Origin of the sequence: Paragemmobacter kunshanensis (assembly GCF_011059185.1) — a bacterium.
GTDB classification, from domain to species: Bacteria; Pseudomonadota; Alphaproteobacteria; order Rhodobacterales; family Rhodobacteraceae; genus Paragemmobacter; species Paragemmobacter kunshanensis.
Genome location: NZ_JAALFE010000002.1, coordinates 176,939 through 198,152, shown reverse-complemented (window position 1 = coordinate 198,152; position 21,214 = coordinate 176,939). Strand labels below are relative to the sequence as shown.

Below are 21,214 nucleotides of genomic sequence, written 5' to 3'. Positions count from 1 at the left end.
CATATCTGCCTCAAACCCTCCGCCCCGTCCAGCCCCAACCCGGACAGAATTCGGGGCGGCCCGAAGGACCGCCCCGTTAAACCGCTTGAAATCCGCGCCTGGAAGGCGCGCTCCCCCCGGATCAGAACAGGTCGAAATCCGCAGCTGTCAGGCTGGTCACCCCGGTCAGCGTCGCCACCCAGACGGCGGCCGCGCCGCCGGTCCCGTCGGCATCCCAGAACAGCCGGTCAGTGGCGTCGTTGAAGAAGAACCAGGACTGCCCGCTGCCACCCGCAGAGGTGCCGTTCTGGAACCGCAGCGTGCCATCCATCCCGGCGAAATCGCCAGTGGCAAAGGCCAGACGATCCACGCCCGAGACGAAATCCGTGATCGTGTCGCCAAAGGGGTTCGACCCGTCCCAGCTGTCAAAGACAAAGACATCCGCATCGGCACCGCCCACCAGCCGGTCACGCCCGGCCCCGCCATTCAGCGTGTCATCGCCCGCCCCGCCAGACAGCGTGTCGGCCCCCTGATCCCCGTAAAAGGAATTGTTCGCCGCATTGCCGGTGAAACTGTCGGCACGCCACGTGCCCCAGAGGTCTTCGATACTGCTCAGGGTTTCGATATTGCCGAAGCCGTCATTGCGCACCTGCCCGCTGGTCCGCGCCAGATTGACCACTGCCCCGCTTTCCACATTGTCCTGCCAGAAATCCACCGCATCCCGGCCCGCGCCGCCACGGATGTCATCCACCCCTTCGCCACCCGCAAAGGTATTGTCGGCCGCATTGCCGATCAGCACGTCATTCCCTGCCGTGCCGATGACCCCTTCGATATTGCTCAGCCGGTCGGTATTGCCCCAGCCATCGGTGGCAAGGCCAGTGGCCAGATTGACGTTGACCGCAAGCATCCCGCCCCATTCGTGATCCCTGTCATAGCGGACCCAGTCATCCCCCCCGCCGCCATTGATCGTGTCATTCCCGCGCAGACCCATGAACTGCTCATCCTCGGCCGATCCGGTGAACCGGTCCGCCATCCGCGATCCCTGAACCCGCTCGATGGACGAGATCGTATCCGTGCCCCCCCAACTGTCGGTCACCACGCCCGTGCCAAGGTTGACGATCGCCCCGCGATAGGCCGTGCCATCCCAGAAGGTTTCGGTCAGCGAATAGGTGTCGCGCCCGTCGCCGCCAAAGATCGTGTCATTGCCCGCGTCGGCCTTGATGTAATCCGATCCGCCCCCGGCATTGATCAGGTCATTGCCGGTATTGCGCCCACCGATGAGGTCATCGCCATTGTCCGACCCGTTGATCGTGTCATTCCCCGCAAGCAGCAGCGAAAACAGGTCAAACCCGTCTCCCGGACGATAGAACCCGTTCCTCATCCAGCCGAACACGAAATGATCCAGATCCGTCAGTTCCACCGTCAGGCCGGTCATCGTCATCCAGACTTGCCCGTTTACCTCCAGCGTCAGCGACTCGACGATCCCGGTCAGGGGCGGACCGCCACCTTCCACCGGGTCCTCATAGAACGTAAAGCCCGTGCCAGTGACCGTGATTGTCACCAATCCCGGGTCTCGCATCACGGACAGGGAAACCTGCGTTTCGGAGACGACCGGATCCACCTCCAGATTCGGATCCGAGAAATCGAACTCGAACAGATCCGGCAGGTAGTAAAGATCCGAATTCGCAGCGTTCGTATAGGTAACAACGGCCATGTTGCGCACTCCCAAACTCATTAACCACTGCAGCGCAAGCTACCCCTCGGCGCACCCACTGCCAAGCCTTTTCCCGCTTCCCCCTTCCCTTCCCCCCCGCCCGCGTGTAATGGCCCTTCCCTGATCCCAAAGCCCGGAGCCCCTGCAATGCAAGGCAGCGCGAACCTCAACCTGATGATCAAGGCCGCCCGCAAGGCTGGCCGTTCGCTCGTCAAGGATTTCCGCGAGGTGGAGAACCTTCAGGTCTCGACCAAGGGCCCCGGTGATTTCGTCTCCAGGGCCGACCGCGAGGCAGAGCGGATCATCAAGGAAGAACTCATGGGCGCCCGCCCCACCTATGGCTGGCTGGGCGAGGAAACCGGCGGCCAGGACGGGCAGGATCCCACCCGCCGCTGGATCGTCGATCCGCTGGACGGAACCACCAACTTCCTGCACGGCATGCCGCATTGGGCCGTCTCCATCGCGCTGGAACACAAGGGCGAGATTGTCTCTGCCGTCGTCTATGACGCAGCCAAGGACGAACTGTTCTGGGCCGAAAAGGGCGCAGGCGCCTGGATGAACGACCGCCGCATGCGCGTTTCCGGCCGGCGCGAGATGCATGAGGCGGTCTTCGCCACCGGCATTCCCTTCGGCGCGAAATCCACCCTGCCCGCCATGCTGCAGGATCTGGCCCGCCTGATGCCCGCCTGCGCAGGCGTCCGGCGCTGGGGCGCAGCGGCGCTCGATCTCGCCTATGTCGCGGCGGGCCGCTACGATGGCTTCTGGGAACGCGAACTCAGCGCCTGGGACATCGCCGCCGGGATCCTTCTGGTGCGCGAGGCGGGCGGCTTCGTCTCGGCCATCCGCGAGGGCGACGATCCGCTGGAGAAGGGCGCGCTGATCTGCGCCAACGAGCCGCTCTTCGAACCCTTCCGTCGCATCATCCGCGGCGCCTGATCCTATCCCCAGGGCCCCGGGCCGCCCCGCCGGACGCGCGGGATGGAACTGCGCGCCACGCGATAGACCGCTTCGGGATGCGGCGGCGCGCCCTGCGTGCGCGCCCAGAATCCCGGCCCCCCCCGGCGCAGCCACAGGGGCAGGCACAGCGCCAGCCCGGCGACGAACCCGCCGGCATGGGCCCAATAGGCCACCCCGCCCACATCGGCAGGCGTCATCGCCCCGTTGAAAAGCTGCAGGCCAAACCAGACCCCCAGCATGATCCAGGCCGGGATGGGGATGACGCGGAAGAAGATGACGAAAAAGAACAGCACATCCACCTTCGCCCGCGGAAACAGCAGCAGATAGCCCCCCATCACCCCGGCAATTGCGCCCGAAGCGCCCACCATCGGGATCGTTGAGGCAGGCTCCGCCGCGAATTGCAGCCCCGCCGCCGCCAGCCCCGACAGCACATAGAAGCCGAGAAAGCGGCCATGGCCCATCTCGTCTTCCAGATTGTCGCCGAAAACGTAAAGAAACAGCATGTTGCCCGCCAGATGCATCCAGCCGCCATGCAGGAACATCGAGGTGACAAAGGTGGCCATCCCCTCGCCCGCAGCGATCCGCGCCGGAACGAGGCCCCAGTCGAAGAAGAAGCGCGCAAGCGCCATCTCGGATGGCAGGGCGAACCAATAGGCCAGAAAGACCAGAACGTTCACGCCGATCAGCAGGCGCGTGACATGGGGCACCCGCCCGGAAGGATTGTGGTCGCGGATCGGAAACATGCGCGCAGCGTCCCGCAGCCCGCCGCCGCCGTCAAAGCGAAAATTCCCCTGCGAAGACTTTTCCCCCGATCTTTCTGCGAAAGATCACACCGGATCCTCGCAGAAGATCCTGCCCTGCCCGCCTATCCCGCCACCTCCATCAGAAGTTGCGCATTCCCGCCCGAGGCGGTGGTATCGATGCAGACATGTCGCTCCAGCCGGGCATGGCCCGCATCCGGCGCGCCGCCGATCAGCGGCAGGATCGGCCCCTTCCGCCCGGCCAGCGCCTGCGCATAGGCACGGCCCGGCCCGGCCTCGCCCCACCAGATCGCGCCCGAAATCCCGTCCATCCCAGCCAGATCCCCAGGGGCGAGCGAGGGCGCCTCGACCGCCTGCCCGCCCAGCGCCCGGATCGCCGCCGCCTGTGCCGCAGCAGCCGCCGCCGTCGGGCCAAGGCAGATCACCGGATCGCGCGCCAGCGTCGTCAGACGGTTCGATTCGCCCGTCGGCCCCGGCAGGTCGTGGCTTTGCGGGCCCGCCGCCGGGCCAAGCCGATGCAGCGCCAGCGCCACATCCTCGACCCTTGCCACCTGATCCGCCCCCGTCACCACCGGCATGTCGGCCCGCGTGAAGCGCGTCAGGTAATCCGGCCCCCCCGCCTTCGGCCCGGTGCCCGACAGGCCCTCGCCGCCAAAGGGCTGGCTGCCCACCACGGCCCCGATCTGGTTGCGGTTCACATAGGTGTTGCCCACGCGCAGACGCTCCACGATCCGCTGCACCCGGTCGTCGATCCGCGTATGCAGGCCGAAGGTCAGGCCATAGCCGGTTGCATTCACCGCCTCGACCACCGCGTCGATCTCGTCGGCGCGAAAGGTCGCCACATGCAGCACCGGGCCGAAGATCTCGCGCGTCATGGACGCGATCCCGGGCACGCGGATCACCGCGGGCCCGATGAAGGTGCCGCCCGCAGGCGCAGGCAGTTCCTTGATCACCCGCCCCTCGGCCCGCGCCGCCGCGACATGGGCGGCAATCCCCGCCGCCGCCTCGGCGTCAATCACCGGCCCCACATCGCAGGCCAGATCCCAGGGATTGCCCAGCACCAGTTCATCCATCGCGCCCGACAGCATGTCCAGAACCGTCCCGGCCACATCCTCCTGCACATAAAGGCAGCGCAGCGCCGAACACCGCTGCCCCGCCGACTGGAAGGAGGAAGCAAGGATATCCCGCACCGCCTGCTCGGGCAGGGCGGTGGAGTCGACCAGCATCGCATTCAACCCGCCCGTCTCCGCGATCAGCGGCGCGGTCGGATCCAGATGCTCGGCCATCGCGCGGCGGATCATCAGCGCGGTTTCCGTCGATCCGGTAAAGCACACGCCGCCCACCCGCGCATCCGACGTCAGCGCCCGCCCCACGACCGGCCCATCCCCCGGCAAGAGCTGCAGCGCGGTGACCGGAACCCCCGCCCGATGCATCAGCCCCACCGCAAAGCCCGCTATCAACGGCGTCTGCTCCGCCGGTTTCGCCAGCACCGCATTCCCCGCCGCCAAGGCCGCCGCAATCTGCCCGGTAAAGATCGCCAGCGGGAAATTCCAGGGCGAGATGCAGGTGAACACCCCCCGCGCCGGCGCCGTCAGCCCCGCCGCCCCATCGGCGTAATAGCGCAGGAAATCAACGGCCTCCCGCAACTCCGCCACCGCATCGGCCAGCGTCTTGCCCGCCTCCCGCGCCAGCAGCGCGAAGATCGGCCCGAACTCGGCTTCATATAGGTCTGCCACCTGCCGCAACACCGCCGCCCGTTCCGGCGCCGCCGCAGCCCAAGGCTCGGCCAGCCGCAGCGCCGTATCCACATCCGGCGCGCCCGCCTGCACCACATGGCCCACAAGATCGCCCGTCGCCGGGTTCCGCACCTCGACCCGCAGCCCCCCAACAGGCCGCCCCGCCAGCATCGGCCCCGCCTCGAACTGATGCGTCGCGTAAGGCGCGCGGCCTTCCTCGATCGCCGCCAGATGCCCCGCATCCGTCAGATCGAACCCGCGCGAATTCACCCGCGCCCCGAACAGCGCAGGCCCCGTCTTCAACGCCGGATTGGCAACCGCCGCCATCCCCTCCATCGCCGTCAGCGGACAGGCCGCCACCACCTCAGGCGGCACCTCGTCATTCACGATCTGATTGACGAAGGACGAATTCGCCCCATTCTCCAACAACCGCCGCACGAGATAGGCCAGCAAGTCCCGATGCGCCCCGACCGGCGCATAGATGCGGCACCGCGTCCCCTCATCCGTCAGCACCAGATCATGCAGCCGCTCGCCCATTCCGTGCAGCCGCTGGAACTCGAAGGCCCGCTTGTCGGTCGCCATCTCAAGGATCGCCGCGACCGTATGCGCGTTGTGCGTGGCAAATTGCGGATAGATGCGATCCGTCATGCCCAGCAGCTTCCGCGCATTGGCGATATAGGACACATCCGTCGCCTGCTTGCGGGTGAACACCGGGAAGCCATCCAGCCCCAGCACCTGCGCCCGCTTCACTTCCGCGTCCCAATAGGCGCCCTTCACCAGCCGCACCATGATCCGCCGGTCCAGCCGCTCGGCCAGCGCATGAAGCCAGTCGATCACCGCCCCCGCGCGACGGCCATAGGCCTGCACGACAACCCCGAAACCGTCCCATCCGGCCAGCGACGCATCCGACAGCACCGCCTCGATCACCTCCAGCGACAGCGCCAGACGGTCCGCCTCTTCGGCATCAATGTTGAAGCCCAGCCCCGCCGCCTTCGCCAGCCCTGCCAGCGCGCGGACCCGCGGCACCAGCTCCGCCATGACCCGCGCGCGCTTCGCGACCTCGTATCGCGGATGCAGCGCCGACAGCTTCACCGAAATCCCCGGATTGGCGCGGATATCCGCGCCCTTCGCCGCCGCCGCAATCGCCGTGATCGCCTTGGAATAGGCCAGATGATACCGCCGCGCGTCCCCTTCCGTCCGCGCAGCCTCCCCCAGCATGTCATAGCTGTAGGTATACCCCTTCGCCTCCAGCTCCTCCGCCCGCTTCATCGCGGCCTCGATCGTCTCGCCCAGAACGAACTGCCGCCCCATCTCCTTCATCGCCTGCGCCACCGCGCGGCGGATCACCGGCTCGCCCAACCGCTTCACGGCGGCGCGCAGATGCCCCACCACGCCGGGCTCCCGATCTTCAAGCACCTTCCCCGTCAGCATCAGCGCCCAGGTGGAGGCATTGACCAGCGAAGACGCCGACTTGCCCAGATGCCGCCCCCAATCGCTTGGCGCGATCTTGTCCTCGATCAGCGCATCCATCGTCTCGGCATCCGGCACGCGCAGCAGCGCCTCGGCCAGACACATGAGCGCGATCCCCTCCTCGGTGGACAGCCCGTATTCGGCAAGGAATACCTCCATCAGCCCCGGCTTCACCGACTCGCGGATGCGCCGCACCAGCCCCGCCCCCGCCGCCGTCACCCTTGCCCGCGCCGCCGCGTCCAACCCGGCCTCCGCGATCAGCGCGCTGAGCAGCGCCGCCTCGTCGGCAAGGCTCTCCAACTCGATCACGGTCCTTGGGTCGGCGGGAATGTCGCGGGGCATGGGCTTTTTCTCCTGTTTGGCCCATGATAACGCAAGACTTGCGGGCGGTTCTCCCGAACATGGCCCATCCCGCAATCCTTTCGCCCGCATTCAAGGGGGTTTTCATGGCAAACGACCGCATCCCGATCGACCGTTTCGACGAGGCGATCCTGCGCATCCTTTCCACTGACGGCCGCATCAGCGCCACCGAACTTGCCCGGCGCATCGGCCTGTCGAAATCCCCCACCCAGGCGCGCCTCAAACGGCTGGAGGAAACCGGCATCATCACCGGCTATCGCGCCCTGCTGGACCCGATCCGCATGGGTCAGGCCCATGTCGCCTTCGTCGAGGTGAAACTGTCCGACACCCGCGAAGCCGCGCTTCAGGCCTTCAACAGGGCGGTCCTTGCGGTGCCAGAGGTGGAACAGTGCCACATGATCGCCTCGCGCTTCGACTATCTGCTCAAGGTCCGCACGGGCGACATCCAGGAATATCGCCGCGTTCTGGCCGAACGCATCAGCGCCCTGCCCCATGTCGCCTCGACCTCCACCTATGTGGCGATGGAGGCGATAAAGGAATTCACCTGACGCGGCCCAACCGGCGCAAGCAGGCCGGAAAATACCCCTTGCGCCGCCCCGCCTGCCACACTATCACGCCGCTACGGAGTGCGGGCGTAGCTCAGGGGTAGAGCATAACCTTGCCAAGGTTAGGGTCGTGAGTTCGAATCTCATCGCCCGCTCCAGTTTCTCGAAAATCGGCATGACCACGTGGCCCGGGCCAGACGGCCCGAAGCGCGGCGGTTCATTCCAGCCGGAAAGCCGCGCTGCCCTTGCTGCCATCCGCGCGCGAAAAGATCAGCGCCGCGCGCTTGCCCTCGATCGACATCAGCGCCTTGCCCTTCACGTCATCCGAACAGGCCAGCGGAAAGCGCACGGCATCGCCCCGCTGTGCGGGATGGGCGAAAAGCCCCTCGCAATGCCAACCGAAGGCGCTGCTCACCCGCACCTCCACCTGATCCGAAGACACCGCCCGCGCCGAAACCGCATCGCCCGCAAGCGCCGCGCCCAGGCCCGCCACCGTCATCGCGATGCTGGCCATCAACACATTGGTCCGCTTCATCTTTCCGCCCCCGCCTCTGTCGCGCACCTTGCTGGCCGCCGATTATGGCACCAGCAGGGCACAGCCGGGGCAATCCGGTCAAGCAAGCCCGCGCCGCCTAGCCGCCGAAGGCGACTTTCCGCCCTGCCGCCTGCCGCGCCGCGCGGATTTCCGCCTCTGGCAGGCCCGTATCCGTGGTCGCCACCCGCTCGCGCGCCTGCTGGATCAGCCGCCGGGGATTGCCGCCGACAAAGGGCGCATGCACCGGCACCCCCACCACCAGATCGGGCGCAGGGATCCCCAGCAGACGATAGGCCTCCCACATCTGCCCCTGCGCCGCCTGCAGGGCCATCTGCAACTCCACCGGATCGGGCCTTTGCCCGCGATCCAGCACCGCCACGAAATCCCCGCTTCCGGCATAGGCCAGCCGGTAATGCGCGCCCGGACATTCCTCCAGGATCACCGAGGCCGCCTCGGACAGGAAATCGAAGTAATCCACCCGCTCCAGATTGGCATAGGCCCACAACGCATTGCGCAGCCGGAAGCACAGCACCACCGTCCCCGGCAGGCCTGACCAGCCCAGCGACATCAGGTGGTTTTCCAGCGCCAGGTAATCCACCACCCCATCCTCGGCATTGGGCAGCACCGCATCCTCGAAACGGAAACTGAATTCCGGCTGGGCCTGGATCGCGCGCATCTCGGATTCCAGCCGCTCGCTGCGTCGTCGCTCCTTCAGCACCCGCTCCACCATGGACAGCCGCGCCCCCAGTTCGACCGTCTCCAGCGGCTTGTTCAGGAAATCGTTCGCCCCCGCCGCCAGCGCCTCCTTCACCCGCCCGCGTTCCTTGACCGAGGACACCATGATGATCGGCGTGGCACCATGCGCCCCGGTCGCGCGCAGGGCCGCGCAAAGCTCCGCCCCGGTCATCCCCGGCATTTCCAGATCCAGCAGGAAGACATCCGCCTCGATCCGCCCCAGAACAGCCAGATCCGCAACCTTCACCGGATCGCCATAGGTCGTCACCTCGGTCCGGCCTTCCGCGCGCAGGAATTCCGTCAGGATCGACAGGAAGATCGGATCGTCGTCGACACAGACAATGCGCATGGGTCCTCCAGAACCCCGGGGGTCGGAACAGGGTCATCCACAAAGAGAGAACGGCAGCGCACCCACCCGTTAAAGTGGAGAATGCCGGGTTTTCCACAGATATTTCACCCCAGTTCCGCCGCTGATGGGGAACGAGGGCCACCAGCCGCTCACAGTTTTGCGAATGGTTCTCATTCCAATTGACTTTTGCGAAGCGTTCTCACATCTTCCATCCAAGGCGCGGGGCATCCGCAATCCCCCGCGCCGCCGCAGGACCATCGCCATACAATGGGAAACGCCCGCATCATGACGATCACCCGCCGCAGCCTTCTCGGTCTTCTCGCCGCCGCGCCTCTGGCGCGCAGCCCCGCCTTCGCCGCCGCCCCCGCTTCCATCACCGCCACCACCGGCATGATCGCCGATATCGCCCGCCGCCTGACCGGGGCCGAGGTGACCGCGCTTCTCGGCGCGGGGATGGATCCGCACAGCTACCGCCCGACGCGGTCTGACATCCTCGCCCTGTCGCGCGCCGATGTGATCCTCTGGCACGGCCTCAACCTCGAGGCGCAATTCGCCGACGTCCTGTCCGAACTGGCCAGCCGCCGCCGCGTCGTGGCCCTGGCCGACAGCCTGCCCGCCGACCGGCTGCTCTCCGACCCGCTCTATCCCGACCGCCCCGATCCCCATGTCTGGTTCGATCCGCGCCTGTGGTCCGATGTCACCCGCCACGCCGCAACGACCCTCGCCGAAGCCGGCTTCGCGACCGAAGAGCCCGCCCGCCTGTTCCTTGACGAAATCGCCGCCCTCGATGCCTATGCCGGGCAGGTGCTGCAGACCGTGCCGGAAGACCGCCGCATCCTTGTCACCGCGCATGACGCCTTCGCCTATTTCGGCCGCGCCTATGGCTGGCAGGTCGAAGGCATCCAGGGCATCTCGACCGACTCCGAGGCGGGCCTCGCCCGGATCGCGGAACTGGTGGATCTGCTGGTGTCCCGCCAAATCCCCGCCGTCTTTGTCGAAAGCTCGGTCTCCGACCGGGCCATCCGCGCCCTGATCGAAGGGGCCGAGGCGCAGGGCCACACCGTCCGCATCGGCGGAGAGCTGTTTTCCGATGCGATGGGGCCCGACGGCAGCTATGAAGGCACCTATCCCGGCATGATAGATCACAATGTCACCACCATCGCCACGGCCCTTGGCGGCACCGCCCCGCCCCGTGGCATGGCGGGCAGGCTCAGCGCGGGGCTTTGACCATGGCCCCAGCCGACAGCGCCACACCCCTGCCCGAAATCGCCCTCGCCCTTTCGGGCCTCAGCGTGGCCTATGGCGGCATGCCGGTGGTCGAGGCTGCGACGGCGCGCTTTCCGGCGGGCTCCATGACCGCGATCATCGGCCCAAATGGCGCGGGCAAGTCGACGCTCCTCAAGGCCGCGCTGGGCCTTGTGCCTGCCCTCGCGGGCGAGGTGCGCGCCTTCGGCCAGCCCGTCGCCCGCGCCCTGCCCCGCATCGCCTATGTCCCCCAGCGTGCTGCGGTGGACTGGGATTTCCCCGCCCGCGTCATCGACGTGGTGCAGATGGGCCTTTATCGCCAGACCGGCCCTCTGGGCCGCCTCACCCCCGACCTGCGCGCCCGCGCAGAGCAAAGCCTTGCCGATCTCGGCATGGCCGATTTCGCCCAGCGCCAGATCGGCGCGCTGTCCGGCGGCCAGCAACAGCGCGTCTTCCTTGCCCGCGCCCTGGCCCAGCAGGGCGATCTGATCGTGCTGGACGAACCCTTCGCCGGTGTCGATGCCGCGACCGAGGCCGCGATCATCGCCGTCCTGCATGGCCTGCGCGCCCGGGGCCGCACCGTCATCGCCGTGCATCACGACCTGTCCACCGTGCCCGCCTATTTCGACCGCGTCCTGCTGCTCAACCGCCGTGTCATCGCCGAAGGCCCCACCTCCACCACCTTCCACCGCGACCGCGTGGCCGAGGCTTATGGCAACCAGCTTCTCACCGCGATCCCCGCCTGACGATGCCCCAACCCGAATGACCGAAACCCTGCTTCAGGCCCTGTTCTTCCAGGCCGGCTACAATGCCGCGCTGGTCAGTCTGGGCGCGGCGCTGCTCGGCCTTGCCGCAGGCGCGGTCGGGGCCTTCACCACCCTGCGCCGGCGCGCGCTGGTTTCCGACGCGATGGCCCATGCCACCCTGCCCGGCATCGGGCTGGCCTTCCTGGCCATGGCCGCCCTCGGGGGCGATGGCCGTGCCCTGCCGGGCCTTCTGGCCGGGGCGGCGCTGTCGGCCGCACTCGGCCTGATCCTGCTGCAGGCCCTGTCCAGCCGCACCCGCCTGCCCGAGGATGCCGCAACCGGCGCCATCCTGTCGGCCTTCTACGGCGCAGGCATCGTCATCCTGACCGTGATCCAGAATGTCGGCATCGGCCGCCCCGCCGGGCTGGAAGGCTTCCTGCTCGGCTCCACCGCCGGGATGCTGCGCGCCGATGCCCTGCTGATCGCGCTGGGCGGGGCGCTGCTGCTGGGCCTGCTGGCCAGCCTGCGCCGCCCGCTGGCCATGACGGCCTTCGATCCGGTCCATGCCCGCATGATGGGCATCGACACCCGCAGCACCGACCTGATGCTGCTTCTGATGACGCTGGCCTGCGTCCTGCTGGGCCTGCGCGTCGTCGGGCTGATCCTGATCGTGGCCCTGCTGATCACCCCGGCCCTTGCCGCGCGGCTCTGGTCGGATCGCATCGGCATCGTGGCCCTCCTCGCCGGCCTGATCGGCGCGGCGGCGGGCCATGTCGGGGCGGCGCTCTCGCTCGCGCTGCCGGATCTGCCCACCGGCCCGGCCATCATCCTGCTGGCCTTCGCGGCCTTCGTGATGTCGGCACTGCTGGCCCCCGGGCGCGGCCTGCTGTCCCGCCTGCGCCGCGCGCATGCGCGACCCGGGGTCTGATCCATGCTGGCCGAGTTCCTCGCCCTCACCCTGCCGCCCATGCTGATCGCCACGCTGGCTTCGCTGGTCTGCGCGCTGCCCGGCAATGTCCTGCTCCTGCGGCGGCAGGCCATGCTGGGCGATGCCATGTCCCATGTCGTGCTGCCCGGGATCGTGGCGGCCTTCCTGCTGACGGGTTCCGCCTCCGGGCCGGTCATGCTGGGCGGTGCGCTGGCCGCCGCCGCCCTGTCCGCCCTGATGATCGAGGCAATCCGCCGCACCACCCGCGCCGATCCCGTCGCCGCCATGGGCGTGACCTTCACCACCCTCTTCGCCACCGGCGTCCTGTTGCTTGAGGTTTCGGGCGCATCGGCGGTGCATCTCGATGTCGAACACGCCCTTTACGGCAATCTCGAAGGACTGATCTGGCTCGATGGCACCGGCTGGGCCGCGCTGGCCGATCCCGCGGCGCTTGCCGGGCTGCCCGTGGAACTGCCCGCCCTCGCCGCGGCCCTGGCCGCCATGGCACTGGCCTTCGCGCTGATCTGGCGTCCCTTGGTGATCGCCACCTTCGACGAAGGCTTCGCCGCCAGCCTTGGCATTCCCACCCGCCTCATCTCTGCCGGGCTGACCGGACTGACCGCGCTGGCCGCCGTCTCGGCCTTCGCCGCCGTCGGCTCCATCCTGACCATCGCCATGCTGATCTGCCCGCCCGCCGCCGCCCGCCTGCTCACCGACAGCCTGCCCCGGCAGGTCGTGCTCTCGCTGGTCATCGCGGCAGCCTCGGCCATCCTCGGCACCCTCGCCGCGGGCTATCTGCCCCCCGCCCTCGGGCTTGGCTTCACCGTCTCGGCCGCGGGCAGCATCGCCACCCTGTCGGGCCTCTTCCTCGGCCTTGCCGCCACCTTCGGCCCCCGCCGCCACGCCCCCGGCCACCCAGCCGGGCGCCGGTCCGGGCCATCCGTCTGACAGCTTTGCAAAACCCGGCCAAGCCCCTATAAGGCGGCTCGAAATCCTACGGAGTTGGTGATGCGCCAGGTCGAAATCCACCGCAAGACCGCCGAGACGGAAGTCGCGGTCGTCCTCAACCTCGACGGCATGGGCCTTTACGACAACCATACCGGCGTCGGCTTCTTCGACCACATGCTCGACCAGCTGTCGCGCCATTCGCTGATCGACCTCACGGTCAAGGCCGATGGCGACCTGCATATCGACGATCACCACACGGTCGAGGATTGCGGCATCGCGCTCGGCCAGGCGCTGGCGCAGGCGCTGGGCGACAAGCGCGGCATCCGCCGCTATGGCCATTTCAACCTCGCCATGGATGATGCGCAGGTGGCCTGCGCGCTCGATCTGTCGGGGCGGCCCTTCCTTGTCTGGAACCTGCCCTTCCCCAGCCAGAAGATCGGCCGCTTCGATACCGAACTGGTGCGCGAATTCTTCCAGGCGCTGGCCACCCATTCCGGCATGACGCTGCATGTCGATCTGATCCATGGCGTGAACAGCCACCACATCGCCGAGGCCGCCTTCAAGGCCGTCGCCCGCGCCCTGCGCATGGCGGTCGAACCCGACCCCCGCGCCGCAGGCACCCTGCCCAGCACCAAGGGCGCGCTCTGATCCGATAAAACCCGGGGGGCGCAGGAATTTCCTTCGGAAACCTGCACCCCCTGACCCCGCCCGAAGCGCCCATGCACGAAAACCCCCGGCGGAGCCCGAGATGACCCTGACCGTCCTTGTCGACTATGACAGCGGCAACCTGCATTCCGCCGAAAAGGCCTTTCAGCGCATGGCGGCGGAAACCGGCGGCGGCACGGTGATCGTCACCTCGCGCCCCGAAGACGTGGCCCGCGCCGACAGGATCGTCCTGCCCGGCGACGGGGCCTTCCCCGCCTGCCGCAAGGCGCTGGGCAGCTATGGCGGCCTGTTCGAGGCGATCGCCGAAGGCGTGGCGCAGGGCAAGCCCTTCCTCGGCATCTGCGTGGGCATGCAGATGCTGGCCAGCTGGGGCCGCGAATACGAGGATACCCCCGGCTTCGGCTGGATCGCGGGCGAGGTGACGCGCATCACCCCCGCCGATCCCGCACTCAAGGTGCCGCATATGGGCTGGAACGATCTGGTCATCGACCAGGCCCATCCCGTGCTGGCGGGCATCGCGACCGGCGATCACGCCTATTTCGTGCATTCCTACCAGTTCCGCGTAGAGGATCCCGCGCATCGTCTGGCCCATGTCGATTATGCCGGGCCGATCACCGCCATCGTGGGCCGCGACAACATCATCGGCACCCAGTTCCACCCCGAGAAATCCCAGGCCACCGGCCTGCGCCTGATCGGCAACTTCCTGCGCTGGACGCCCTGAACCAGGGCCGCAGGCACCCCATTCCCCGCTTGCCGCGCCGCACCATCGCCCCCATCATGGCCCCGTTCCCGGTTGCCGATGGTTCCCCATGCCCTGTGCCCTGTTGCCGCCTGCCCGCCTCAGCCTTGCCGCCCTGATCCTGCTTGCGGCCTGCGGGGCCTCTCCCGCCCCCGCCTTCTTCGGCGCCACCCGCCATGACGTGCAGATCGACGGACGTGCCTTCACCGTCTTCCGCAAGGAAAACCGCGTCGAGGTGATCCGCCTCGGCTATGCCCGCCCGGCCGAACGCGAAGCCATCCCCGAACAGATGCTGCGCGCCGTGGCCAAGGCCACCGGCTGCACCCCGGTCGAGGCCAGCTTTCAGGGCGACAGCGGCGAAAGGCGCGGTCGCATCCGCTGCTGAGCGCCGGAACGCGAAAGGGGCGCCAGCCTGCGCCGCGCCCCTTCCCTGTTCTTCCCCCTGTCCGGGGCGGTTACTGCAACCGCTTCCAGGTGCCGCCATTTCGGCAGATGCCCAGCACGCAGCCCTTCACCGTCAGGCCATTGCCCTCAAGGATCATGTAGGAATTATAGGTCTTGTCCCGATCCGGCGACCAGACCTTGCCATCCTCGTAAGTGCCGTCGCCCTTGGCAACCATGTCCCAGACGATCTTGCGCCCCACATTCTCGCTTTCGATCTGCGCGCCGGCGCCATCGAAGGCCTTGATCAGCGTGCCGCAGAAGGCCGGGCCGCAGGGCTTCACCTCGATATGGCCGAAATTGCCATTGTCATCCGGCGCGGTCTGCCACACGCCCTCGACCGGGTCCGCCGCATGGGCCGCACCCGCCAGCGCAAGGCAGGCCGCCGCCGCCAAAGTCATCATCCGTTTCATGGGGCCGATCCTCCCTGATATCCCCGTCCTGCCGCCATCTTCTCCAAGCCCCGCCGCCGATCAAGCCTGACGTTGGGTCGCGCCCCCCTTGCCCTGCCTGTCGCCCCGTGCCAAAGGGCCGCAAGACGATGGGAGACCCGCCATGATCCTCTACCCCGCGATCGACCTGAAGGATGGCCAATGCGTCCGCCTCCTGCGCGGCGAGATGTCCGCCGCCACCGTCTTCGGCGATGATCCCGCCGCTCAGGCCGCGAAATTCGTGGCGGCAGGCTGCGAATGGCTGCATCTGGTGGACCTGAACGGCGCCTTCGCAGGCCAGCCCGTCAATGCGGCAGCCGTCGAGGCGATCCTCGCCCGCGTCACCGTTCCCGCCCAACTCGGCGGCGGCATCCGCGACATGGCCACCATCGCCATGTGGCTGGAAAAGGGCCTCTCGCGCGTGATCCTGGGCACCGTCGCCGTGGAAAACCCCACGCTGGTGCGCGAAGCCGCCCGCGCCTTCCCGGGCCGCGTTGCCGTCGGCATCGACGCCCGCAAGGGCCGCGTCGCCACCAAGGGCTGGGCCGAGGAAACCGACGTCATGGCCACCGACCTCGCCCAGAGCTTCGAGGATGCAGGCGTCGCCGCCCTGATCTACACCGACATCGACCGTGACGGCGCCATGGGCGGCCCGAACCTCGAGGCGACCGAGGCGCTCGCCCGCGCCGTCACCATCCCCGTCATCGCCTCCGGCGGCGTCTCCCGCATGGAAGACCTGATCGCCCTCCGCGACACCGGCATCATCGCCGGCGCCATCTCCGGCCGCGCCCTCTATGACGGTGCCATCGACCTCGCGGCGGCGCTCAAGGCCCTCAAGGCCTGAACAGCACCAACCCCACCCCGGCCCTGCGCCGGGGCCACGGCCAGACGATGGCAATGACAAAGGCATCCCCCCGCGCTGCCTCGCGCAGGACCGCTGCCGAGTTCAGCCCCGAACCCGATACCCCATACCCCACCCTTCCACCTGTCCTCGCGTCCAACCTTCCGCCGCCCAACCGCCCAACCGCCCAACGGCGCTCAAGGCCCTCAAGGCCTGAACAGCACCAACCCCACCCCGGCCCTGCGCCGGGGCCCCGGCCAGACGATGACAATGACAAGGGTATCCCCTCGCGCTGCCTCGCGCAGGACCGCTGCCGAGTTCAGCCCCGAACCTGATACCCCACCCTTCCACCTGTCCACGCGTCCACCTGTCCACGCGTTCAACCTTCCAGCTGCCCAGGAGCGGATCACCCTCCAACGCCCACCACAAGCGAAACGCGTTAACCTTAACACATCACACGTTAACCTTAAGGCCCCCCCCCTCCTTCATCTTGGCCCCAAATACCCCGGGGGTGCGGGGGCAGGCCCCCGCTCCGACGTATCCCCGAAGACAGCGTTCGAAAAACCCGCTACGTTGCACCAATGCGCACCGCCTATATCGTCCTCGGTTCCCTTCTGTTCCTCTGCCTGCTTCCGGTGCTGGTGGCCCTCGCCGCCCTGGCCCTCACCGGCCCCATGGGCTGTACCTCCGACGGCCCCGCCCTCAGCAATTGCACACTCTTCGGCACCGACTGGTCCGGCGCGATGACCATGGCGACGATGCTGCACTGGCTCGGCATCGTCACCCTCCCCTTCGCCGCCCTCTTCGCCCTCACCCTGCTCCTGCTGGCCCTCGTCCACCTGATCCGCACCCTGCGGCGGTGATTGCTGGTTTCACTGCCACGGCGCAGGCCCGGTCAATTCCATCTGACCGAATACATTCTCCCTGTGCCAGCGCAGGTTCTCCGGATGCGGGCGGTTGCGCTCTTCCGATGGCAGCAGGAGTTTGCCGCCTGGATGGATCAGCCGATCCACCACTTCGTGCGGAACCTTGTTGCGCGACACCAGCACCGACCCGTCATCCGCCACCGACAGAAGCCCCCGGTCGAACATCCAGTGCAGCGTCCCCGACAATGCCAACCCGTTACGCACCGAGTCGCTGCCCTGATGCTCTACAGGCCGGATATGCGCCGCCTGCACCTCCGGCCTCCCGCCACCATTGCGCAGCCGCAACCCGGACAGCGCGCAGCGGTAATCATAGGCCTCGCGCACCTTGCGCCGGAACGCCACGTCCCGATAGGGTCGGTTGGTCAGCCGCTCGATCACTGGCCTTTCAAAGGGCACCGCATCGCCACCCTCCAACACGCTGCGCGGCTCATAACGGCGTGCTTCAATGTCAATGAGGTCCTGCGGCAACCCCTGCGACACGATCGCCGCGAACTCACCATCAGGCAGTCGCCGCACGGCCAGTTGCTGCACACCGCCTGATTTCACGGTTCCATCATCGGCCATCAAGGCAGATTCCCAACTCCGCCCCTCCCGCAATCGTGGCACATCGCGGTCAAAAGGCAGATAGGACCCCGGTTCGATAAGCGCCAGAAACCGCCCCTCCACCCCCGGTTTGGGAATGACCTGCCGGATCCTTGCCACCGCGAAGTAGCCGCGCGGTCCCGCCTTGACGGGCTCATAATAGACCACCCAGTCGCCGACACCCTCCTGCACCGCCTTCAGATAGGCGCGAGGGAAGTCGTAGACCCGATCAGGCTCATCCTCGTAAATCGAGTCCGCCTTATGCAGAAGCACCAGCTTGACCATGGAACCAGGAAATCGCAAAGCGCGGAATTAGCAAGGGAAACTGTATCACCTACCCCCGCACCCCCCGCCACAAAAGCCACAGCCACAGGCCCAACCCGACCAGCCCGCTCCCCCAGGCAATCGGGACATTCACCCCCACCCCGCCGAACTGCGCCCAGGCCGGCACCACCAGCAGTGCCGTCACGACAGGGGCCAGCACAAGGGCCAGGGCCCGCCCCCAGGCCACAGGCGGCCCGAACAGATCGCCTCCGCCCGCGCCCAGCCGCCCCATCGTCCAGACCGTCGCCCCCACCATCACCGGCCAGAGCAGCCGCAATGGCGCAGGCGCAAGCACCCAGCCCACCAGCCAGAACGCCACTATTCCCCCCGGCGCCACCCACAGCCACCACCGCCCCCAGCGCAGTTCCGGCAGCCGCGACAGCACCCCCAGCGCCACCCCGGCCCCCAGCCCCGTCAGCGCGAGATAGGCCATCAGCCCTGCCACCCCCGCCAGAACCTTGCCCTCCAGCGGCCAGTAAAGCCCCCAGACCGCACCGAACAGGCCCAGCACCATGAGCCCCAGGCCCTGCCCCCAGACAGGCCCCCGCGCCAGCGCCAGACCGCCCCCCAGCGCGCAAAGCCCCGAAATCAGCGCGTGCCAGGCCAAGGGCGTCCAGACCAGTTGCAGCGGAAAGGCATCATACATCGTGCCCACCACCGCCCCCTCGATCCCGAACCCCAGAAGCGCCCCGCCCAGAAAGGCCGCCCGCCATCCCCGTAGCCCTGACCAGATCACCGCCGACAGCGCCGCCCCCGCCGCCAGCGAATAGACCAGCCAGGTGACCGCAAGCTCCACCATCCGAAGATCAGGCGCGGGCGTCGTCCAGAACATGTTCTCGCTGGCCCAGACCGCAATCCAGCCCAGACAAAGGCTCGCCACCAGATAGGCCAGACCGTCACGCATACCCTGCCCCTCGCTACCCACTGGCCCTTTGTGCAACGCAGCGCTAGAAGGCCGCAAGCTTTCCGGTGGCACCCATGCTCAAGACCCGCATCATCCCCTGCCTCGACGTGGCCGATGGCCGCGTGGTGAAAGGCGTGAATTTCGTCGATCTCCGCGATGCCGGCGATCCGGTCGAGGCCGCGCGCGCCTATGATGCCGCTGGCGCGGATGAGCTTTGCTTCCTCGACATCCATGCCACCCATGAAAACCGCGGCACGATGTTCGACCTCGTCACCCGCACCGCCGAACAGTGCTTCATGCCCCTCACCGTCGGCGGCGGCGTCCGCACGCCCGAAGACGTGCGCGCCCTCCTGCTGGCGGGGGCGGACAAGGTCAGCTTCAACTCCGCCGCCGTGGCCGATCCCGACGTCGTGGCCCGCAGCGCCGACCGGTTCGGCAGCCAATGCATCGTCGTGGCCATCGACGCCAAGACCGTGGCCCCCGGCAAATGGGAAATCTTCACCCATGGCGGGCGCAAGCCCACCGGCATCGACGCGGTCGCCTTCGCCCGCACGGTCGCCGCCAAGGGCGCGGGCGAAATCCTGCTCACCAGCATGGACCGCGACGGCACGCGCGCGGGCTTCAACCTTCCCCTTACCCGCGCCATCGTGGATGCCGTCCCCATCCCGGTCATCGCCAGCGGAGGCGTCGGCACCCTCGACCACCTCGTCGAAGGCGTCACCCTCGGCGGGGCCTCCGCCGTGCTGGCCGCCTCCATCTTCCATTTCGGCGATTTCACCATCGCCCAGGCCAAGGCCCATATGGCCGCCGCCGGCATCCCGATGAGGCTGACATGACCACGCTTTCCCGCCTCGCCGCCACGATCCAGGCCCGCAAGGGTGCCGACCCGGAGTCAAGCTGGACAGCCAAGCTCCTCTCCAAAGGCCCCGAGAAATGCGCCGAGAAATTCGGCGAAGAAGCGGTCGAGGCCATCATCGAGGCCGTGAAGGGCGACCGTGCGAAACTGACGGCAGAGGCGGCCGATGTCCTCTACCACCTCCTCGTCATGCTGGCCGCCCGCGACGTGACGCTGGATGAGGTGCTGGACGAGCTTGACCGCCGCGAAGGCACCTCCGGCCTTGCCGAAAAGGCGGCGCGCGGCTGACCCGCGCACCGCCCGCATCAGATCACAGCAGGAAATCCGCCCGGTCCAGTTGCGACAACTGGACATCCGCCAGCGTGATCGAGGCACCCGCCGACAGCGTCAGCACCACGTCATCCCCCACCTGCCGCGCGCCGTTCAGGATCGCCGTCAACTCGCGCCCCGAGAAGCCATCCAACTCGATCCGGTCCACCCCATCGGTGAAATCGGTGATCAGGTCGCGCCCGTCGCCACGCCGGAATTCGAACAGATCCGCCCCGCTGCCGCCGGTCAGCGTGTCATTGCCGCGCCCACCGACGAGGATGTCATCGCCCGCCCCGCCATCCAGCCGGTCACTGCCACGCCCGCCATCAATGTCGTCACGGCCATCCTCGCCCCAGAGGCTGTCATTGCCGTTGCCGCCATCCATGTCGTCATTGCCCGCGCCGCCGCGCATCTGGTCATTGCCCCCGCGCCCGTCCATGTCATCGGCAAAAGCCGTGCCGATCAGCACATCGGCGCGGCCCGTGCCGTCGATGTCGCGCCCAGGCCCCCCGGTGACGGGCGGCTCGCTCGGCGGCTCATTGGGCGGCACGGTGGGCGGCATCGGCCCCGACCCGCCCCCGAAACCACGGAAATCCGCAAGATCCAGATCCGCCAGACGGAAATTCTGCAAGGTGATCGACCGCCCCGCCCCGAGGTCAAGGACAGCATCCCCCCCCACCTGCCGCGCCGCGCCGATCAGCGCCTCCACGGCCGATCGCCCGAAGCCGTCGATCTCGATCCGGTCCACCCCATTGGTGAAGTCGGTGATCACGTCGCGCCCGCTGCCGGGATAGAATTCGAAGATATCCGCCCCGGCCCCCCCGGTCAGCACATCATCCCCCGCACCGCCATTCAGCAGATCGTTGCCCTCGCCGCCGAACAGGCTGTCATTGCCCGCCCCGCCGTCCAGATCATCCGCCCCGGCCCCGCCCTCCAGCAGGTCATCGCCGCGCCCGCCGTCGATCTCGTCATTCCCGGCCAGACCGAACAGCCGGTCATTGCCGATGCCTCCGTCGATTTCGTCATTGCGGGCCGTTCCCATGCGCACCATGCCACTCATACCGATACAGTCCTCTCTCCCGAAACACACAGATCAGACGATCCCCGCCTGCGCCCAAGGCGCCAAGGCCGCGACCGCAACGACAAAACCGCGCCGCGCCATGCCATCATCGGCTTGAACGGGGTCT

At 67.8% G+C, this 21,214-nt stretch carries 22 protein-coding genes and 1 tRNA gene; 14 read left to right on the top strand and 9 right to left on the bottom strand.

Annotated elements, in window-relative coordinates; all coding sequences use genetic code 11:
* Positions 1–121 precede the first annotated feature (121 nt).
* The gene (locus G5V65_RS03380; RefSeq protein ID WP_165047072.1) at positions 122–1,693 is read right to left on the bottom strand and encodes a calcium-binding protein; all 1,572 of its coding nucleotides are present in this window, start codon (positions 1,691–1,693) and stop codon (positions 122–124) included.
* 147 nt (positions 1,694–1,840) lie between these two features.
* On the opposite strand from G5V65_RS03380, the gene G5V65_RS03375 reads away from it, so the two are divergent.
* On the top strand, positions 1,841–2,629 hold the full coding sequence (locus G5V65_RS03375) for an inositol monophosphatase family protein (protein ID WP_165047070.1): 789 nt from the start codon (positions 1,841–1,843) through the stop codon (positions 2,627–2,629).
* A gap of 2 nt (positions 2,630–2,631) precedes the next feature.
* Here G5V65_RS03375 and G5V65_RS03370 read toward each other — a convergent pair whose 3' ends face one another.
* Both G5V65_RS03370 and putA read right to left on the bottom strand, forming a co-directional pair.
* Positions 2,632–3,393 carry a rhomboid family intramembrane serine protease gene (locus G5V65_RS03370; RefSeq protein ID WP_165047068.1) on the bottom strand — a complete coding sequence of 254 codons (762 nt, stop codon included), beginning with the start codon at positions 3,391–3,393 and terminating at the stop codon, positions 2,632–2,634.
* A 122-nt stretch (positions 3,394–3,515) separates the two neighbouring features.
* On the bottom strand, positions 3,516–6,959 hold the full coding sequence (gene putA, locus G5V65_RS03365) for a bifunctional proline dehydrogenase/L-glutamate gamma-semialdehyde dehydrogenase PutA (protein WP_165047067.1): 3,444 nt from the start codon (positions 6,957–6,959) through the stop codon (positions 3,516–3,518).
* A gap of 104 nt (positions 6,960–7,063) precedes the next feature.
* Here putA and G5V65_RS03360 point away from each other — a divergent pair, with 104 nt between their 5' ends.
* A complete protein-coding gene (locus G5V65_RS03360) occupies positions 7,064–7,525 on the top strand; it encodes an Lrp/AsnC family transcriptional regulator (RefSeq protein WP_165047065.1) in 462 nt (153 codons plus the stop codon).
* A gap of 80 nt (positions 7,526–7,605) precedes the next feature.
* Positions 7,606–7,680, top strand: a tRNA-Gly gene (locus G5V65_RS03355).
* 59 nt (positions 7,681–7,739) lie between these two features.
* Here G5V65_RS03355 and G5V65_RS03350 read toward each other — a convergent pair.
* Together G5V65_RS03350 and G5V65_RS03345 are read right to left on the bottom strand one after the other, a co-directional pair.
* Complete coding sequence (locus G5V65_RS03350) at positions 7,740–8,057, bottom strand: hypothetical protein (RefSeq protein WP_165047064.1); 318 nt, start codon at positions 8,055–8,057, stop codon at positions 7,740–7,742.
* 97 nt (positions 8,058–8,154) lie between these two features.
* Positions 8,155–9,141 carry a response regulator gene (locus tag G5V65_RS03345; RefSeq protein ID WP_165047062.1) on the bottom strand — a complete coding sequence of 329 codons (987 nt, stop codon included), beginning with the start codon at positions 9,139–9,141 and terminating at the stop codon, positions 8,155–8,157.
* 285 nt (positions 9,142–9,426) lie between these two features.
* Here G5V65_RS03345 and G5V65_RS03340 point away from each other — a divergent pair, with 285 nt between their 5' ends.
* The 7 genes from G5V65_RS03340 to G5V65_RS03310 all read left to right on the top strand — a co-directional run bounded on the left by G5V65_RS03340 (position 9,427) and on the right by G5V65_RS03310 (position 14,798).
* Positions 9,427–10,368, top strand: a complete 942-nt coding sequence (locus G5V65_RS03340; protein ID WP_165047061.1) for a metal ABC transporter solute-binding protein, Zn/Mn family — start codon at positions 9,427–9,429, stop codon at positions 10,366–10,368.
* 2 nt (positions 10,369–10,370) lie between these two features.
* Positions 10,371–11,132 carry a metal ABC transporter ATP-binding protein gene (locus G5V65_RS03335; protein ID WP_165047059.1) on the top strand — a complete coding sequence of 254 codons (762 nt, stop codon included), beginning with the start codon at positions 10,371–10,373 and terminating at the stop codon, positions 11,130–11,132.
* A gap of 16 nt (positions 11,133–11,148) precedes the next feature.
* A complete protein-coding gene (locus G5V65_RS03330; RefSeq protein WP_165047057.1) occupies positions 11,149–12,060 on the top strand; it encodes a metal ABC transporter permease in 912 nt (303 codons plus the stop codon).
* Between the two features lie 3 nt (positions 12,061–12,063).
* Positions 12,064–13,008 carry a metal ABC transporter permease gene (locus G5V65_RS03325; RefSeq protein WP_165047056.1) on the top strand — a complete coding sequence of 315 codons (945 nt, stop codon included), beginning with the start codon at positions 12,064–12,066 and terminating at the stop codon, positions 13,006–13,008.
* Positions 13,009–13,068: 60 nt separating this feature from the next.
* On the top strand, positions 13,069–13,656 hold the full coding sequence (hisB, locus tag G5V65_RS03320; protein ID WP_165047054.1) for an imidazoleglycerol-phosphate dehydratase HisB: 588 nt from the start codon (positions 13,069–13,071) through the stop codon (positions 13,654–13,656).
* A 100-nt stretch (positions 13,657–13,756) separates the two neighbouring features.
* Entirely contained in the window at positions 13,757–14,395 is a 639-nt protein-coding gene (gene hisH, locus G5V65_RS03315; protein WP_165047052.1) for an imidazole glycerol phosphate synthase subunit HisH, read from the top strand.
* An 88-nt stretch (positions 14,396–14,483) separates the two neighbouring features.
* Positions 14,484–14,798 (top strand): hypothetical protein, encoded by a 315-nt coding sequence (locus G5V65_RS03310; RefSeq protein WP_165047051.1) that lies wholly within the window; start codon positions 14,484–14,486, stop codon positions 14,796–14,798.
* A 70-nt stretch (positions 14,799–14,868) separates the two neighbouring features.
* On the opposite strand, the gene G5V65_RS03305 is transcribed toward G5V65_RS03310, so the two are convergent.
* On the bottom strand, positions 14,869–15,267 hold the full coding sequence (locus G5V65_RS03305; RefSeq protein ID WP_165047049.1) for a DUF2147 domain-containing protein: 399 nt from the start codon (positions 15,265–15,267) through the stop codon (positions 14,869–14,871).
* A 142-nt stretch (positions 15,268–15,409) separates the two neighbouring features.
* On the opposite strand from G5V65_RS03305, the gene hisA reads away from it, so the two are divergent.
* Positions 15,410–16,129, top strand: a complete 720-nt coding sequence (hisA, locus tag G5V65_RS03300; RefSeq protein WP_165047047.1) for a 1-(5-phosphoribosyl)-5-[(5-phosphoribosylamino)methylideneamino]imidazole-4-carboxamide isomerase — start codon at positions 15,410–15,412, stop codon at positions 16,127–16,129.
* Between the two features lie 578 nt (positions 16,130–16,707).
* On the top strand, positions 16,708–16,989 hold the full coding sequence (locus G5V65_RS03295; protein ID WP_165047046.1) for a hypothetical protein: 282 nt from the start codon (positions 16,708–16,710) through the stop codon (positions 16,987–16,989).
* 9 nt (positions 16,990–16,998) lie between these two features.
* Here the strand turns inward: G5V65_RS03295 and G5V65_RS03290 are convergent, their stop codons facing one another.
* Together G5V65_RS03290 and G5V65_RS03285 are read right to left on the bottom strand one after the other, a co-directional pair.
* A complete protein-coding gene (locus tag G5V65_RS03290) occupies positions 16,999–17,919 on the bottom strand; it encodes an HNH endonuclease (protein ID WP_165047044.1) in 921 nt (306 codons plus the stop codon).
* Positions 17,920–17,968: 49 nt separating this feature from the next.
* Positions 17,969–18,862: a hypothetical protein gene (locus tag G5V65_RS03285; RefSeq protein WP_165047043.1), complete on the bottom strand. Its 894-nt coding sequence runs from the start codon at positions 18,860–18,862 to the stop codon at positions 17,969–17,971.
* A gap of 74 nt (positions 18,863–18,936) precedes the next feature.
* On the opposite strand from G5V65_RS03285, the gene hisF reads away from it, so the two are divergent.
* Positions 18,937–19,698 (top strand): imidazole glycerol phosphate synthase subunit HisF, encoded by a 762-nt coding sequence (gene hisF, locus G5V65_RS03280; RefSeq protein ID WP_165047041.1) that lies wholly within the window; start codon positions 18,937–18,939, stop codon positions 19,696–19,698.
* Positions 19,695–20,006 (top strand): phosphoribosyl-ATP diphosphatase, encoded by a 312-nt coding sequence (locus tag G5V65_RS03275; protein WP_165047039.1) that lies wholly within the window; start codon positions 19,695–19,697, stop codon positions 20,004–20,006. Before hisF ends, G5V65_RS03275 begins: the two co-directional genes overlap by 4 nt.
* A 22-nt stretch (positions 20,007–20,028) precedes the next feature.
* Here the strand turns inward: G5V65_RS03275 and G5V65_RS03270 are convergent, their stop codons facing one another.
* A complete protein-coding gene (locus G5V65_RS03270) occupies positions 20,029–21,087 on the bottom strand; it encodes a calcium-binding protein (RefSeq protein ID WP_165047038.1) in 1,059 nt (352 codons plus the stop codon).
* Positions 21,088–21,214 lie beyond the last annotated feature (127 nt).

Bases quoted from the DNA above. Each gene is read 5' to 3' on its own strand.
- G5V65_RS03380 (WP_165047072.1), bottom strand. From the start codon at position 1,693: ATGGCCGTTGTTACCTATACGAACGCTGCGAATTCGGATCTTTACTAC.
- G5V65_RS03375 (WP_165047070.1), top strand. From the start codon at position 1,841: ATGCAAGGCAGCGCGAACCTCAACCTGATGATCAAGGCCGCCCGCAAG.
- G5V65_RS03370 (WP_165047068.1), bottom strand. From the start codon at position 3,393: ATGTTTCCGATCCGCGACCACAATCCTTCCGGGCGGGTGCCCCATGTC.
- putA (WP_165047067.1), bottom strand. From the start codon at position 6,959: ATGCCCCGCGACATTCCCGCCGACCCAAGGACCGTGATCGAGTTGGAG.
- G5V65_RS03360 (WP_165047065.1), top strand. From the start codon at position 7,064: ATGGCAAACGACCGCATCCCGATCGACCGTTTCGACGAGGCGATCCTG.
- G5V65_RS03350 (WP_165047064.1), bottom strand. From the start codon at position 8,057: ATGAAGCGGACCAATGTGTTGATGGCCAGCATCGCGATGACGGTGGCG.
- G5V65_RS03345 (WP_165047062.1), bottom strand. From the start codon at position 9,141: ATGCGCATTGTCTGTGTCGACGACGATCCGATCTTCCTGTCGATCCTG.
- G5V65_RS03340 (WP_165047061.1), top strand. From the start codon at position 9,427: ATGACGATCACCCGCCGCAGCCTTCTCGGTCTTCTCGCCGCCGCGCCT.
- G5V65_RS03335 (WP_165047059.1), top strand. From the start codon at position 10,371: ATGGCCCCAGCCGACAGCGCCACACCCCTGCCCGAAATCGCCCTCGCC.
- G5V65_RS03330 (WP_165047057.1), top strand. From the start codon at position 11,149: ATGACCGAAACCCTGCTTCAGGCCCTGTTCTTCCAGGCCGGCTACAAT.
- G5V65_RS03325 (WP_165047056.1), top strand. From the start codon at position 12,064: ATGCTGGCCGAGTTCCTCGCCCTCACCCTGCCGCCCATGCTGATCGCC.
- hisB (WP_165047054.1), top strand. From the start codon at position 13,069: ATGCGCCAGGTCGAAATCCACCGCAAGACCGCCGAGACGGAAGTCGCG.
- hisH (WP_165047052.1), top strand. From the start codon at position 13,757: ATGACCCTGACCGTCCTTGTCGACTATGACAGCGGCAACCTGCATTCC.
- G5V65_RS03310 (WP_165047051.1), top strand. From the start codon at position 14,484: ATGCCCTGTGCCCTGTTGCCGCCTGCCCGCCTCAGCCTTGCCGCCCTG.
- G5V65_RS03305 (WP_165047049.1), bottom strand. From the start codon at position 15,267: ATGAAACGGATGATGACTTTGGCGGCGGCGGCCTGCCTTGCGCTGGCG.
- hisA (WP_165047047.1), top strand. From the start codon at position 15,410: ATGATCCTCTACCCCGCGATCGACCTGAAGGATGGCCAATGCGTCCGC.
- G5V65_RS03295 (WP_165047046.1), top strand. From the start codon at position 16,708: ATGCGCACCGCCTATATCGTCCTCGGTTCCCTTCTGTTCCTCTGCCTG.
- G5V65_RS03290 (WP_165047044.1), bottom strand. From the start codon at position 17,919: ATGGTCAAGCTGGTGCTTCTGCATAAGGCGGACTCGATTTACGAGGAT.
- G5V65_RS03285 (WP_165047043.1), bottom strand. From the start codon at position 18,862: ATGCGTGACGGTCTGGCCTATCTGGTGGCGAGCCTTTGTCTGGGCTGG.
- hisF (WP_165047041.1), top strand. From the start codon at position 18,937: ATGCTCAAGACCCGCATCATCCCCTGCCTCGACGTGGCCGATGGCCGC.
- G5V65_RS03275 (WP_165047039.1), top strand. From the start codon at position 19,695: ATGACCACGCTTTCCCGCCTCGCCGCCACGATCCAGGCCCGCAAGGGT.
- G5V65_RS03270 (WP_165047038.1), bottom strand. From the start codon at position 21,087: ATGAGTGGCATGGTGCGCATGGGAACGGCCCGCAATGACGAAATCGAC.